We start from the raw sequence: 14,777 nt of genomic DNA, 5'->3' as shown, positions 1-14,777 counted from the left end.
AAACTTTCAAAATCCTTGCCGAGCGATATCGTAATCGAGGAAAAAGACTGGGCTTAAGATTCAATTTAATTGCAGGAATCTATAATTTAGAGCTGAGCAAAAAATGAATTATGAAAGAAGTCTATTGTGTTCAAATACAATCATTTATATTACGGAAAATACACCAGGTTATTACTATTTCATTGATCAACTGCATCAGAATTTTCCAGAAATAGATGAAATTTGGCAAATTTCAATCATTGCAGATGATTCAGGGCAACCATTCAATATTTTAAAAAAGGTAATGGTCTCTGATATGAAAAGCTATTTAGCCATCTATGACATTGGCGCATAATTTGCTTGCTTCTACCTAATTTTTTTACTGTTTGATATAACAAATTAGGAAGTTGAAGTGACTACAGGCTACTTACGTGGACAAGACTTAATTGACCAGATCCAACAACAGGATTATTCCAGAGACCTAATTGGATATCATGGCGATGTACCTCAAGTCGTATGGCCTAATCAGGCACGTATCGCAGTGCAGTTCGTGTTGAACTATGAAGAAGGTGGAGAAAACCACATCGAACATGGGGATGCAGGATCAGAACAATTCTTATCCGATATTATTGGAGCGGCCAGTTTTCCTGCCAAACATATGTCGATGGACTCGATGTATGAATATGGCTCCAGAGCCGGTTTTTGGCGGATTCATGAAAAATTTAAAAAACGTGATTTACCCATGACGGTCTTTGGCGTTGGTATGGCTTTAGCACGCAATCCTTATATTGTCGATGCGATCAAACAAACCAATTATGATGTCGTTTCACATGGTCAACGCTGGTTACATTATCAGGATATGCCGATAGAGTTGGAACGTCAGCACATGGATCAGGCAATTAGTGTGCTTGAAGCATTATTTGGAAAGACGCCTATTGGTTGGTACACAGGGCGTGACAGTCCCAACACACGTCAGCTATTGGCTGAATTTCCGCAAATCAAATATGACTGCGATCACTATGGTGATGATTTACCTTTTTGGAGTCATTTGACGAATGAAAGTGGTCAAACCCGTCCACATTTAATTATTCCTTATACACTCGAAAGCAATGATATGAAGTTTTGTTCACCGGGTGGTTTCAACAGTGGTGAACAATTTTATCAATACCTTAAAGACGCTTTTGAAGTGCTATATGCAGAAGGTGAAAGCGCGCCAAAAATGTTATCGATTGGGATGCATTGTCGTATTTTAGGGCGACCAGGCCGTTTTAAAGCACTACAACGATTCTTAGATTATGTGCAATCACATGAAAAAGTCTGGATCTGTCGCCGTGGTGATATCGCGGAACATTGGTATACACATCATGCAGTCTAATAAAAAAATATTTGGATAAAGAGGAGCTTAGCTCCTCTTTTTTTAGGCCTGAACTTAGGTAACTGACATCATAGACCTAGGTTGGCACTGATATTGCAAAACTAAATTTGAACAATCATTCAATAATTTTAGGCGATTTTATAGTGCAACTTGTTGAATTTAATAAAGCATCCGAAGCAGATGTAAAAACTTTTTTAAAGCACTGTGTGCAAATTGAAGGCTGGGCAGAACACATTGTAGCGCAGCGTCCTTATACCTCTATCACGCAAATCACAGAGCAAGCAGTAAAAGCTGCAAATGCTTGGACTTGGGATGAAATCAAAAATGCTCTAGATAACCATCCACGGATTGGTGAAAAAAAGGCACAGGCTGAATTAAGTAGTTTGGAACAACAATTTTCTAATCGAGAACAGTCTGAAATTTCAGCAGATGAAGAAACTCAATTTGCATTGCTCAAAGGCAATATCGCGTATGAGAAAAAGTACGGATATCTCTTTTTAATCAAAGCTTCTGGCCTCAGTAGTGAAGATGTACTACAGGCGCTGCAATATCGATTATTGAATGATCCTGAAACCGAAAAACGAATTGTTCATCATCAACTGGCTGAAATTGCCTTATTAAGATTAAAACAGGAGCTTAGCACATGATTAGCTCACATATTTTAGATACCAATCTAGGCAAACCCGCAGCGAATGTCAGCATTAAATTATTTAATGCACACGGAGAGTTACTAGGTTCAGCCCAAACTAATGCAGATGGTCGCGTTAACGATTTTGCGCTGAAGGACTTTACAGCAGGTGCTTATAGCCTTGAATTTGCGACTGCTGAATATTTTCAGACTTTAAATACCGAAACCTTTTTTCCAAAAGCTGTGATTCATTTTTATGTAAAAGATGCCTCGCAGCATTTTCATATTCCTTTACTCATCAGCCCATTTGCATATTCAACGTATCGTGGCAGCTAAGAGCAAAGTTAAAAAATAGGGGATATAAAAATGACAGAACAAGATAAAACAGTTTCACCAGAACATGAATATTTAGGCGCAGGGAAAAGCCTTGCCTATGGACTACAGCATGTATTAACCATGTATGGCGGTATTATCGCTCCGCCATTGATTATTGGTACAGCCGCGGGACTTGAACCTGCGCAGATCGGTTTATTGATTGCGGCGGCGCTTTTTGTCGGTGGCTTGGCGACCATCCTACAAACCGTAGGTGTGAAATATATCGGTGCAAAATTACCCTTAGTACAAGGTGTTTCATTTGCAGGTGTGGCGACGATGATTGCCATAGTAACCGCAGGCGGTGGGCTTTCTGCTGTTTATGGCGCAGTGATTGTTGCATCTCTAATTGGCTTTTTTCTAGCACCTTATTTTTCAAAAATTATTCGTTTTTTCCCACCGATTGTGACTGGCTGTGTGATCACTGTGATTGGTCTTTCATTGCTGCCTGTAGCGGTACGCTGGATGATGGGGGGGAACAATAAAGCACCAGACTGGGGAAGTGCTGAGAACATCAGCTTGGCATTTTTGACTTTGGGTATTGTGATTGCGCTGAACTTAACCCGTAATGCAACCATCCGACGTTTATCTATTTTGTTAGCCATCGTTTTTGGTACGGTGCTGGCTTATGCCTTTGGCTTTGGAGATTTTTCTAATGTTGCAAATGGTAACTGGATTCAATTTCCAAGCTTCTTTTCTTTCGGTATGCCAACTTTTGAGTTAAGTGCCATTATTGCCATGCTGATCGTAACTTTAGTGATTATGACTGAAACGACGGCAGACATTATTGCTGTCGGGGAAATTGTTGGTACTAAAGTGGATGCTGAGCGCATTACCAATGGCTTACGTGCAGATATGCTATCTAGTGCAGCAGCGCCAATTTTCGGTTCATTCATGCAAAGTGCTTTTGCACAAAATGTCGGTTTAGTAGCGATTACAGGCGTGAAAAGTCGCTTTGTTGTCGCAGCGGGTGGAATTATTTTAGTCGTATTAGGCGTTCTGCCAATTATGGGCCGACTGATTGCAGCAATTCCAGTCCCTGTCTTAGGTGGTGCTGGTTTAGTTTTGTTTGGAACGGTCGCAGCAAGTGGTATTCGTACCTTGGCGAAAATTGACTATAACGAGCAAAAGAACCTCATCATTGTTGCGACGGCAATTGCAGCAGGGATGATTCCAATTATCGATCATTCTTTCTATGCAAACTTCCCGAAATGGGTGCAAACACTCTTTCATTCAGGTATCAGTTCAACTTGTTTGATGGCGATTATTTTAAATATTGTGTTCAATCATTTGAATTTATTTAAAAATAAAGAAGTGACTAGGAGCAAAGATCAGGTGAAAAAACCAAGCATGGCAATAGATGTGCAACATTAATCATGGCAGATTTTAAGTCTTGAACCATACGATGATTCATAGAATAAAGATTATATAGAATAAAAAAAGCCCTCGAAGTAGAGGGCTTTTTTAATGCGTTAGGTTTAAATTAAATAATATTAAGAGATGAAATAAAGTAAGTATTAACCATTGGTTAAGTGATTTTTAGTCTATTTAAATGTAAGTGTTTAAGCTAAAAATACATTAATTTGAAATGTGAATAGGCATTGGGAACTGAAACACATCACAATTATGCCCAGCGCCAATACGATCGATGACGGCAAAGCTACTGGGTGCTTCGAGTGTCAGGAGAGGATGATGCCATGTTCCTGCACGATAGTTGACTCCTTGGCTACCATCAGTAATGTAAGCACATAGCTGTGTAAGATCAGGGCTGTGATCATCCAACGCAGGTGCAACAACCACTAAAAAAGCTTGCGCTTGCATTGGAATAAACGCTTGCGAGCCGTTGGGATGCCGCTCTAACATCGAAATCGTAAAAGGCAACTCAGTCGTTTTGATATTTCTAAAGATGCTAATTCCAGCAACCGCATCACCTGAAATTTCTGTTTCCACGAGGGCATGATATCGCTCTGTATGTGCATCATTGATGTGGAAAAAATCATATCCAGTCGTGCAAATGACCTCTCCAAAAGGCGCAAAGCCTTCAATACTGAGAGCTTGTATTTTTATGCTGTGTGTCATGTTTAGATATCTTATAGGGCATTTAATTAAAAAAAATTGAAACCATACACATAGGAAGCACGAAGGCTTCCTATTTGATTAACACTGCAATTAAAGATGTATTTTTCCCCATAACCGTATGCGACTAATCCCCCCGTCAGGAATCATATTGATGCGGATATGCGATATTTTTTCATGCTTTAAAATCTCACTAACGAAGCTATGAATATGATCCATCTGCATGTCTTGTGCGTCGAGCAAAAACGGCCAGAACATACTTTGCGGAATCAGTTGAGGGTCAGTGGCATCTTCTACATAGATCGCTTGTATAGAAACCTGCGCAGGGAAGTTGCCTTTAAAATGGGCAGTATCAATATCAATTTTCTCTATTGCACCAGATTGACCCAAAGCCAAAATGCACCAGTCAAAACCTGGTGCACGGCGACGTTTCGTTTCCCAACCATCTCCCATATTGATGCCGCGACCAGGGTTAATTAAGTTTCGTGGATGTCCAAAATGAGCATCACTATAAGCAATAACACGTCCACCATTTTCTAGTGCAACGAGGTCTAATGTGCTCGTACTGTCTTGAATTTGAACCTGAACTTCACCATAGACTTTAAATCGTGCAATACCGCCGTCTGGATATATATTTAAACGCACGTGGGTAAAAACCTGATCATTTGAGACCTTCAATATATGGTGTTGGCTCGGGCCCAATACAGTATTGCCTAAGATATTGACCCATGCTGCCTGTGCTAGTTCACCACTCGGTGCAAAACAGGCTTCAACTGATGCGGAAGCTGGATAATTCCCTGTAAAGAATGTTGTATCAATATCTAAGGCTTGAATTCGACCAGCAACACCGAGTTGGATGATTGCCCAATCATAACCTGCATGGCGTTTACGACGCGTTTCCCAACCATCCATCCATTTGCCATGATCATCAAATTTATCTTCGACAAAGATTGGTGCATTAAATTGCAGCATGCGTTTTGCTTCTGCAAAAAAATCATCTGAACAATCAAGTATTTTTGCACCAATACGGTCATCAGCTAAATTTGTAAGTGCCTGTAATTGTGCAGGAATATCAAAACTTGGTGCGAGTAAAGTCGCCATATATAAAATCCATTCACTATTTTCATTTAAAACATATGCATTTTGTTTTCAGCGTTAAAAATTTAACATTTGATAAAAACAAGCATTTACACGTGTTTAGAAGCACAGCGTGTGCCAACTTTAGATTTTTTATTGCTTTTTTGAAAAAATGGCATGCTTTTCGCTTTTTAGGAGAAAGATATTTAAAAAACACAGGGGAGTTATAGATGGACATTACAATTATTGGTGCGGGTATGGCGGGCCTAACGACTGGGATCGCTTTGAAAAAATTTGGACACCAAGTAACAATCTATGAACAGGCAGAACAAATTTTACCTGTTGGAGCTGCTATTTCTTTATGGTCTAACGGTGTCAAATGTTTGAACTATTTGGGGCTAACCGAACAAGTCGAAAAACTCGGTGGCAAGATGGATCATTTAGCCTATATCGATGGTTTAACGGGCGATGTTATGACGCAGTTTAGTCTGTTTCCTTTAATCGAAGAAGTTGGACAACGACCTTATCCAGTTTCACGTGCAGACTTACAAAATATGCTCATGGATGAATTTGGTCGTGAGAATATTCATCTAGGCAAAAAAATGGTGAGCTTCTCAGAACAAGATGATCAAGTGATCACACATTTTGCCGATGGAAGTAAGGTTCAGGCTGATTTATTAGTTGGAGCCGATGGTACACATTCACTGACACGGGCGTATGTATTGGGGGAACAAGTTGAGCGCCGCTATGCTGGTTATGTCAATTGGAACGGGTTAGTCGATATTTCAGAAGAATTTGCTGCGGCAGATCAGTGGACGACATTTGTAGGTGAAGGTAAACGCGTTTCGCTGATGCCCGTTGCCGACAACCGATTCTATTTCTTCTTTGATGTCCCTTTAGTAGCAGGCTTAGAAAATGACCGGACACAATATCAGGCTTTATTTAAAGAATACTTTAAGGGCTGGTGTGAACCGGTTCAAAAGCTAATTGATGCTGTAGATGCCAAAAAAACCAATCGGGTAGAAATTCATGATATTGAACCTTTTGCAGATTTCTACAAAGGTCGTGTGGTGATTGTGGGTGATGCAGCACACAGCACAACGCCGGATATTGGACAAGGCGGCTGCCAAGCAATGGAAGACGCAATATATTTAGCCCGTTCTTTGCAAATCAATACTTTAGGGTTGCAAGATTCATTGCGTCGTTATCAAAATAAACGTAATGAACGTGCCAATGAATTGGTTCTGCGAGCGCGTAAGCGTTGTGATGTAACCCATATGAAAGATGTAAGCGTAACGCGCGAATGGTATGCAGAACTGCGTAAAGAACAAGGCAATCATATTATGAAAGGTATTATCAGTAATATTGTAGGTAATCCATTGGATTAAAAATAAACTAATAAAACTTTAGCTTTCAGCAGCCAGTACGAATTATTCGCACTGGATTTTTTTTACAAAAAATTAAGTGACAAAAAAGCTTAAATAATGGTTTAGGGGTTCAAAGATTTTAAATTGATCTTAATTTCTTCCATTTTTTCCACCAAAAGATTAATCATGATCTGAGAAATTCGAGAGGTTTGGCGTTTCGATGCGACACATAAAGCGATGGTCAAACTGTGTAAGCCTTTTTCCGGATCGGTTTAAAAATAATCTTATTATTCTCAAGCAGTGGCAAAGCATCCATGTATGACATCAAACTGATGCCTAATTGTTGTTGAACCAATGACAATATCATTCTAATGTCATTACATTCGATCTTTTGAATCGGACTAAACTTATGATGTTTATATAAAGTCTGTACATATTCACTAATAATGAGTGGATCACTCGGTAAAATATGCCGTTCATTTAATGTATCTGAAAGATAAATTTTATCCATTCCACCCAAGGTATGATGCGGCGACATCACAAAGCCTAACGGAATTTCTATAAAGGATAAAATCTCTAATTGGCTATGGCTTTTGGGATTTAAAATTATGCCAAAATCTAATTCTGCATCGACGATTTTTCTGGAAATGTCTTCACTGCTATTCATGCTGATGTTGAGGTTGATCCACGGATAAGTTTCAGCCATCTTTTGAATACAGTCGACGACAAAACTGTCATTCAAAGCTGCAATAAAGCCCATTTCAATATTTCCACGGTTTAAGCCTTGGATTTCATCAAATCGAGTTCGCGTCAGTTGATATTCTTTTTGCCATTTTAATAAATCGGCATACAGTAATTCACCCGCAAGCGTCAGTTTTAAGCCCTGAGGGAGTCGTTCAAATAAGGCAACCCCCAGTTCTTCCTCTGCCAAAACGATTTGTCGATGTACTGCCGAGACTGAAATAAAAAGTTGTTCAGCAGCTTTACGTAGACTCCCAGTCCGTGCAACCGCCATAAAATATTCAGAAAATCTAGAAAAGGTAATCGACATACAGGCTTCAATCTCTATCGCGTCATCAGCGAATCATAATGTTATGTATTTTAAGCGATATTCATGCCAGCTTTATCAAATCAAGCAGTAATCAACGCTTAATGTTCTAAAAAATAGAACAATCTATGCAAATCATTCTAATAGACAGAAATGTGTTTAGAATTTAATTTCGACTTAGAAAATAAGGATTTAGCAAAATTTAAATAGCGCTAAATGCTGAAGAAATATTGAAAATGTCGAGATAAACTATGAATGCCATTCCTGTACTCAATTTATTTACCCAACCTCAGTGCAGTACATTTGATGCCAACGACTGGAATATTTTGGCGCAGCATTGGTATCCCGTTGCACGTGTAGAAGATGTTTCAATTGAACCGCAACAAGTGCAATTACTCGATGTAAAAATGGCGTTATATCAAACTGAAAGTGGAAAAATTCATTTGGTTCGTGATATCTGTCCACATCGAGGGGTGCCATTAACTAAAGGCTGGGTCAAGGGTGAAGACATTATTTGTCCATATCATGGTTTACATTATAACGGCGCAGGAAGGTGTGTAAAAATTCCTGCACAGCCAGAGCTGACACAAATTTCAGAGCGTTTTTCATTATCTAAATTTCCAGTTGTATTGAAATATGGATTGGTGTGGACCAGTTTATTTAACCGAGATGAATCTACGGCCAATTTTCCAAATTTAGACACGTGGGATAACGAGCAGTACCAATCTATATTGCCACCTTATGTAGATATTGGTGGTTCAAGTGGGCGCCAGCTCGAAGGCTTTATTGATGTTGCACATTTCGCATGGGTGCATCATGAGAGCTTTGCAGACCGTGAAAATCCTAAAGTACAAAAATATTCCACAGTACGTACGGACTATGGACTACATACAGAATATCTCAGTGATGTGAGTAATTATCCGCATGGCTTACAACATTTAGCGCCAGAAGATTTTTTATGGAAAAGAACATTTGATGTCTATCCACCATTTTCAGCAATTTTAACCATCGATTTTCCTGAAAATGGGGTGTTGAAAATCTTAAATGCTTGTTGTCCTGTATCGCATAATAAAACCCGTTTATTTGTGCCTATAACTCGTAATTTTGATACCACTGGCGATTTGCAAGCGGTCTATGATTTTAATGCACAAATTTTTGCTGAAGATAAGGACATGGTGGAAAGTCAAAAACCAGAGGAATTGCCACTGGATATTAGTATGGAGGCGCATTTCGAAGCAGATCGATCATCGACAACCTATCGTCGCATATTAGCTGAATGGGGTTTAAGCAAACGTTATACCGTTTAATATATAAATTCCAAAATTTTTAAATTTGAAATTTTCATGCAAAAAAGCGACTCAATCGAGTCGCTTTTTGAATTTGTACGATACGGATTAGTTTACACGTATCCATGTCTGGCTGCGTCCAAGCGCAGATACACCAATATAGCCACGACCATTCAAGGTCTTACCGTCATTCGACATTTTGGCATTGAAACTATAGGTTTTACCATTTTTCGGGTCAGTAATTTTACCGCCGTCATAGGTATTTTTACCGGTATTTTTCAAACCATTGACGATTTGCACACCGAGTAGTGGTTTATTGTGGAATTTACCTACACATTTTTGGCAGTTTTCTGCTTCACCCGGGGTGAGTACATCAACGATTTTTGCAGATAAAACGCCCTTTGATGTTTCATTAAATTGAACTACAGATAAAGGTTTTTTGGTTTGGTCATCGATGGTTTTCCATTTAGTACCATGCAATGGATCAGCAGCCAAAGCTAAGCTAGACACCAGTGACAAACCGATTAGGCTAAGAGTTGTTTTTATCATTTTAGAACCTCTATTGAACATAGTAAGAGATGTGCATCCCTGATCTTCCAAAAGGTGGATACACAAGACTTGGAAAATTACAAAGCATCAGCCTTGTTGTCTTCAAGGGCTATATTCACAAAAAAATAAGTATATATTGTGGATTTTATATACTGATTTTGAATATGTAGAATCTGGATCGTGTAGAAAAATAGAATAAATGTTGAGCTTTGTTTATAACATTTGGGGTTTGTATCACTTTTATAAATATCAAACGCAATTTGATTAAAAAAAATTGGAGCTACAATCCGCAAAAAAGCAGGAGCTAAAAGGCTCATTAAAGCTTTTAATTTTTGCTCTAATCATGGCGAATTACATTCATTTGATTTGAAGAAATAACGCTAAATAGCTATGTATAGCATTCATATTTTAGAATTAAATAAAATCATTTCATTCATAGATTAGAACTCGTTAAGCTTGTGCTATGAATAATACGAAAATGCGGCTTGATCACTGAACTGGATTAAGTGTGTATAGGAATAACGATGAAAAATTTTAACAACAAAGTCGCAGCCATTACTGGAGCAGGTTCAGGTATTGGACAGCAATTAGCCATTCAACTGGCTCAATCAGGTGCGCATCTAGCATTAAGTGATCGCAACCTCGACGGCCTTGCACAAACGGCTGAAATGATTAAGCACACCGGTGTGAAAATAACTCAGACCCAGTTAGATGTATCTGATCGTGCCGCTGTCGAGCAATGGGCGGCTGCAACCCAAGCTGAATTTGGTCAGGTCAATTTGATCTTTAATAATGCGGGTGTCGCGCTAGCCAGCACAGTAGAAGGTATGCATTATGATGAAATTGAGTGGATTATGAATATCAATTTCTGGGGCGTGGTGTATGGGACAAAAGCATTTTTACCGTATTTAAAACAAAGTGGTGATGGACATATTGTGAATATTTCCAGCTTATTTGGTTTGACAGCTCAACCGACTCAAAGTGCCTATAATGCAACTAAGTTTGCAGTCCGTGGTTTTACAGAATCTTTACGTCAAGAATTAGATTTGGAAAATGTCGGAGTGAGCGCTACCTGCGTGCATCCGGGTGGAATTCGAACCAATATTGCAAATAGCGCACGTATGAGTGACAGTATTCGCGCGTTGGGTATGAATCCAGATAGAGCCACGAAAGCCTTTAATAAAGTGCTGAAAACACCGCCTGAAGTTGCAGCAAAAGTGATTTTAGATGCAGTGAAACAGAATAAACGTCGTGTTTTAATCGGCAATGACGCCAAAATCATTGATTTAATTCAGCGGATTGCACCTACACGTTATGCCCAAGCCATAGATCTGCTCAGTGGTAAGAAAAAACGTAAATAATTCAAAGATCAATAACAAGGGATGATGCAACATGATCCTTTTTTTTGATTCTGTATTGTCAAAATATTTATTTGAAAATGTATTTCTAATATGAATTTAGCAGTATTAAAGAAGATGCACTTTTGAAATCACAAAAATTTAGCATAAGTTCAATTGATTAAAAATTTTGAACTATTTAGAAGTAAAATATGAGAAAAAATGATATTTAAATAAAAAATGAACACTTCACCACAAAATATAAGACTATTTTAGCTTGCTAACAGAATTGTATCAAAAACGTCCTAAGGATTGGACTACACAGGTGACTTAAATGGAATTAAGACATTTAAAATATTTTGTCATGGTTGCACAAGAACTTAATTTTAGCCAAGCGGCCTTAAAACTTTATACGGCTCAGCCTTCTCTTAGCCAACAAATCAAAGACCTCGAAGAGTTTATTGGCGTACAGTTATTTATTCGCTCTAAACGTAAAGTTGAACTGACCGATGAAGGAATTGTTTTTTTGGAACATGCCAAAAATATTTTGGAATGTGCCGATAAAGCAGTAGCGATGACGCGCCAAGTCAAAAAAGCCAAAGACCAAAAAATCACCATTGGCTTTGTACCTGTTGCAGAAATGAAAATTTTCCCTTTTATTATTCCGAAACTCACAGAGATGTTTCCTGACTTAAAGGTTGAACTTTTAAGCTTAAATGACACTCAAATCATCAGTGATTTACATAATGGACGTATTGATATCGCCATATCGAGGGCAGATATTAATAACCATGAAATTTCGAGTCAGTTAATTTTTGAAGAGCCTTTGATTTTCTTGATGAATAATCAGCATCCATTTGCAAATCAAAATAAAATATCAGTCAAATCTTTAGAAGAAATAGATTTTATTATACCTGCTGAGGAAGTGTCGTCAGTTCTGCATCATAAGATTTTAAAATTTGCAGAAGATAAAAAGATCAACTTAAAAATCATCCAACGCGCCAGTAATATTTTATTCAACATTAATTCAATCAATATCACACAGTCGTGTACGATTTTACCGAGTTATATTGCAGATATTGCTTATGAAAATATTATTGTCAAAAAGTTAGATACGGATCTTCCAACAATCAACTTATATATGAGTAAGCGCAGTACAAATACATCACCTAGTGTGCAAGCATTTATAAATTTAATTAACGATTTTTTTCATTTGAAGTTTGATTGAAGTATATCATTTAGTTAATTGATTCTGTTTAATAAATGATCTTCTTAGGGGGTAAAAACCTTTAGATTTACGCTGATGATAAAGTTTATGTTGGTTCAAATTAGATGGTTTTTTTTAAACTAAGGCTAGGTGGCGATTACTTCATCATAAAAATTGAATCTGTGCGTTGCTATGCTTATTTGCCTAAAGGGTTCACTGGATTGCCAAAGTTGCAGAGCTTTTATTGACTGCTGTGGGATTAGATGCGCAAGAAGCTTTTGAAATCGCTCATCGAGAGTTGCCTGAATTAATCTACAACTAAATGAAAGCATTTAGTTGTAGATTAAACAAAGAAGATGTAATTTTCCATCTTCTTTGTAGTAGTAATGCTTTTGGATATTATGAACTTTTAGAATCTTGAGCCGTTGTCATCGGCGCTTGTGTAGTTACACGTTTGGTCAAAATGACATGTGCCGCGACACCGATACAAATCCCCCAAAATACAGAGCTTAGCCCTAAAAAATGCATACCTGAGGCTGTCGCTAAAAAGGTAATCAGCGCCGCATCACGATTGGCTTCATTTTTCATCGCAACCGACATATTTGTTCCAATCGCTCCTAATAACGCTAGACCTGCAAGTGCAGCGACCAACTCTTTAGGTAATAGGCTAAATAACATGACAATGCTGCCTGCAAATAAGCCGCCTAAAATATAAAAAATACCATTGGCAATACCGGCTATATAGCGTTTTTCTTTAAGTTCATGTGCATCTTTGCCCATACACATGGCTGCAGTAATAGACGCTAAAACAATGGTAATGCCTCCGACACATGCGACAACGAGCGAGGCAATACTGGTCGCTGTGATAATCGGCTTGGCTGGCGTGTCATATCCACTGAGTTTCATGATCGCCATCCCCGGAAGGAATTGACCACTCAGACTGACTAAAATTAGGGGAATCGCCAAATTTAAAGTTGAGTTCCAAGTCCAAATTGGGGCAATAAACTGCGGTATAGCGAGTTGAAAATTCACATCAACAGGATTAATTTTTCCTAATGAAAAACTCAATACAACTCCAGTCAGTAAGACCCAAATCATCGCGTAGCGTGGCGATAGTCTTTTAGAAATCAGAAAGACCAATAACATGCCAAAGACAATGATCGGCATACTATCTGTAGCAGTGAACAGTCCAAGCCCAAACTGAAATAAAATACCTGCCATCATTCCCGCAGCGACATCTTGAGGAATCCATTTTAGGAGTTTGTCAAAATAGCCGGTGATTCCAATCAAAAAAATAACAATAGCAGACGTGATATAAGCCGCTATGGCTTCATTCAGCGAAATATTCGGAAAGAGGGTGACTAAAAGAGCCGTACCGGGCGCTGACCACGCGGTAATCACTGGGGTTTTATATTTAATAGAGAGATAAATACCCGCCAGTGCTGCACCAATAGAAATGCCCCAAATCCATGAAATCATCATGGCTGGGGAGACTTGGGCTTTTTGTGCGGCTTGGAAAAAAATAATCAGTGGACCTGAATAGGAGATCAGCACGGCTAAAAATCCTGCAACCGTCGCTGAGATCGACCAATCTTCTTTTAATGTTTTTAACAGGGGTACCATCGTTTTTGCCTCCATGCGACTATGTCAATGAGCCTGTTGAATTCAACCAATGATGGTATCGTTTAACCTTGATCTCCACCACCAACAGGGACGACTGTTCCTGTCATATAAGATGAATCATCGGATGCCAAAAATAGGATGGCATTGACTTGTTCCTGAATTGTGCCATAGCGCCCCAAGAATGTACGGTCAATGGTTTGATCGACCACGTCTTGCATCCATTGTTTTTCATGATCTGACAATGGGTTGGCGTTTCTTGGTACTTTCCGTGGTGGTGCTTCTGTGCCACCTGTGGCTACGGCATTGACTCGAATACCATCTTTTGCGTGCTCAAAAGCGAGTGCAGCGGTTAAGCCATTGACCCCACCTTTTGACGCTGAATATGGCACACGGTTAATACCACGGGTTGCAATAGAAGATACATTTACAATCGTCCCTTGCTGATTTTTAATCATTTCAGGTAACACAGCTCGGCAGCACCACATAGTTGGAAATAATGAACGATTAACTTCCTTAATGATTTCTTCTTCTGAAAACTCTTGGAAGGGCTTCATCCAAATCGCACCGCCAACGTTATTGATCAAGATATCAATTCGGCCATATTTTTCAATGGCTTGGGTAGCAACTGATTGAGCGCCTGCATATGTTTCAAGATTGGCTTTAACAATAATGGCATCGCCATTATGGGCTTGAATATCGTTCAGCGTATCTTCAACAAAATCTGAGAGATCTGCCAATACCACTTGAGCGCCTTCTCGGGCCACTTGTAGTGCGACGCCACGACCGATACCTTGTGCGGCACCGGTTACAATAACAACTTTATTGCTAAATCTAGCTTGTTCTGACATTAAAC

The 14,777-nt window shown here is 38.9% G+C and carries 14 protein-coding genes and 2 pseudogenes; 10 read left to right on the top strand and 6 right to left on the bottom strand.

Annotated elements, in window-relative coordinates; translation table 11 throughout:
- The 6 genes and pseudogenes from FTU62_RS05890 to FTU62_RS05865 all read left to right on the top strand — a co-directional run.
- Positions 1-107, top strand: a pseudogene (locus FTU62_RS05890) (IS5/IS1182 family transposase); the annotation flags it as partial.
- Positions 104-334, top strand: coding sequence for a hypothetical protein (locus tag FTU62_RS05885; RefSeq protein WP_180102139.1), 231 nt, complete (start codon positions 104-106; stop codon positions 332-334). The pseudogene FTU62_RS05890 and the gene FTU62_RS05885, both read left to right, overlap by 4 nt.
- Positions 335-391: 57 nt before the next feature.
- A complete protein-coding gene (puuE, locus tag FTU62_RS05880) occupies positions 392-1,354 on the top strand; it encodes an allantoinase PuuE (RefSeq protein ID WP_180102138.1) in 963 nt (320 codons plus the stop codon).
- 143 nt (positions 1,355-1,497) lie between these two features.
- Positions 1,498-2,001, top strand: a complete 504-nt coding sequence (gene uraD, locus FTU62_RS05875; RefSeq protein WP_180102137.1) for a 2-oxo-4-hydroxy-4-carboxy-5-ureidoimidazoline decarboxylase — start codon at positions 1,498-1,500, stop codon at positions 1,999-2,001.
- Positions 1,998-2,318, top strand: coding sequence for a hydroxyisourate hydrolase (gene uraH / locus FTU62_RS05870; RefSeq protein ID WP_180102136.1), 321 nt, complete (start codon positions 1,998-2,000; stop codon positions 2,316-2,318). The genes uraD and uraH overlap by 4 nt, the downstream gene beginning before the upstream one ends.
- A gap of 30 nt (positions 2,319-2,348) precedes the next feature.
- Entirely contained in the window at positions 2,349-3,728 is a 1,380-nt protein-coding gene (locus tag FTU62_RS05865) for a nucleobase:cation symporter-2 family protein (RefSeq protein WP_180102135.1), read from the top strand.
- A 204-nt stretch (positions 3,729-3,932) separates the two neighbouring features.
- Here the strand turns inward: FTU62_RS05865 and FTU62_RS05860 are convergent, their stop codons facing one another.
- Positions 3,933-4,433 (bottom strand): ureidoglycolate lyase, encoded by a 501-nt coding sequence (locus FTU62_RS05860; protein ID WP_180102134.1) that lies wholly within the window; start codon positions 4,431-4,433, stop codon positions 3,933-3,935.
- Positions 4,434-4,523: 90 nt separating this feature from the next.
- Positions 4,524-5,531, bottom strand: coding sequence for an allantoicase (gene alc, locus FTU62_RS05855; protein WP_180102133.1), 1,008 nt, complete (start codon positions 5,529-5,531; stop codon positions 4,524-4,526).
- A 206-nt stretch (positions 5,532-5,737) separates the two neighbouring features.
- Here alc and hpxO point away from each other — a divergent pair, with 206 nt between their 5' ends.
- Positions 5,738-6,895 carry an FAD-dependent urate hydroxylase HpxO gene (gene hpxO, locus FTU62_RS05850; protein WP_180102132.1) on the top strand — a complete coding sequence of 386 codons (1,158 nt, stop codon included), beginning with the start codon at positions 5,738-5,740 and terminating at the stop codon, positions 6,893-6,895.
- A 101-nt stretch (positions 6,896-6,996) separates the two neighbouring features.
- On the opposite strand, the pseudogene FTU62_RS05845 reads toward hpxO, so the two are convergent.
- A pseudogene (locus tag FTU62_RS05845) lies at positions 6,997-7,925 on the bottom strand (LysR family transcriptional regulator).
- A 248-nt stretch (positions 7,926-8,173) separates the two neighbouring features.
- On the opposite strand from FTU62_RS05845, the gene FTU62_RS05840 reads away from it, so the two are divergent.
- Positions 8,174-9,229, top strand: a complete 1,056-nt coding sequence (locus FTU62_RS05840) for an aromatic ring-hydroxylating dioxygenase subunit alpha (RefSeq protein ID WP_180102131.1) — start codon at positions 8,174-8,176, stop codon at positions 9,227-9,229.
- 87 nt (positions 9,230-9,316) lie between these two features.
- Here FTU62_RS05840 and FTU62_RS05835 read toward each other — a convergent pair whose 3' ends face one another.
- Positions 9,317-9,757 carry a DUF2147 domain-containing protein gene (locus tag FTU62_RS05835; RefSeq protein WP_168379617.1) on the bottom strand — a complete coding sequence of 147 codons (441 nt, stop codon included), beginning with the start codon at positions 9,755-9,757 and terminating at the stop codon, positions 9,317-9,319.
- Positions 9,758-10,281: 524 nt separating this feature from the next.
- Here FTU62_RS05835 and FTU62_RS05830 point away from each other — a divergent pair.
- Positions 10,282-11,118, top strand: a complete 837-nt coding sequence (locus tag FTU62_RS05830) for an SDR family oxidoreductase (protein WP_180102130.1) — start codon at positions 10,282-10,284, stop codon at positions 11,116-11,118.
- Positions 11,119-11,428: 310 nt separating this feature from the next.
- The gene (gene hcaR, locus FTU62_RS05825; protein WP_180102129.1) at positions 11,429-12,322 is read left to right on the top strand and encodes a DNA-binding transcriptional regulator HcaR; all 894 of its coding nucleotides are present in this window, start codon (positions 11,429-11,431) and stop codon (positions 12,320-12,322) included.
- 378 nt (positions 12,323-12,700) lie between these two features.
- Here hcaR and benE read toward each other — a convergent pair whose 3' ends face one another.
- Together benE and benD are read right to left on the bottom strand one after the other, a co-directional pair.
- Positions 12,701-13,924, bottom strand: coding sequence for a benzoate/H(+) symporter BenE (benE, locus tag FTU62_RS05820; protein WP_180102128.1), 1,224 nt, complete (start codon positions 13,922-13,924; stop codon positions 12,701-12,703).
- A gap of 62 nt (positions 13,925-13,986) precedes the next feature.
- Positions 13,987-14,772, bottom strand: coding sequence for a benzoate diol dehydrogenase BenD (gene benD, locus FTU62_RS05815; protein WP_180102127.1), 786 nt, complete (start codon positions 14,770-14,772; stop codon positions 13,987-13,989).
- Between the last annotated feature and the right edge of the window lie 5 nt (positions 14,773-14,777).

Source organism: Acinetobacter sp. YH12126 (assembly GCF_013418745.1).
Classification (GTDB): domain Bacteria; phylum Pseudomonadota; class Gammaproteobacteria; order Pseudomonadales; family Moraxellaceae; genus Acinetobacter; species Acinetobacter amyesii.
Note: the sequence above shows the minus strand (reverse complement) of the source record. Positions and strands in the feature narration are given on the sequence as shown.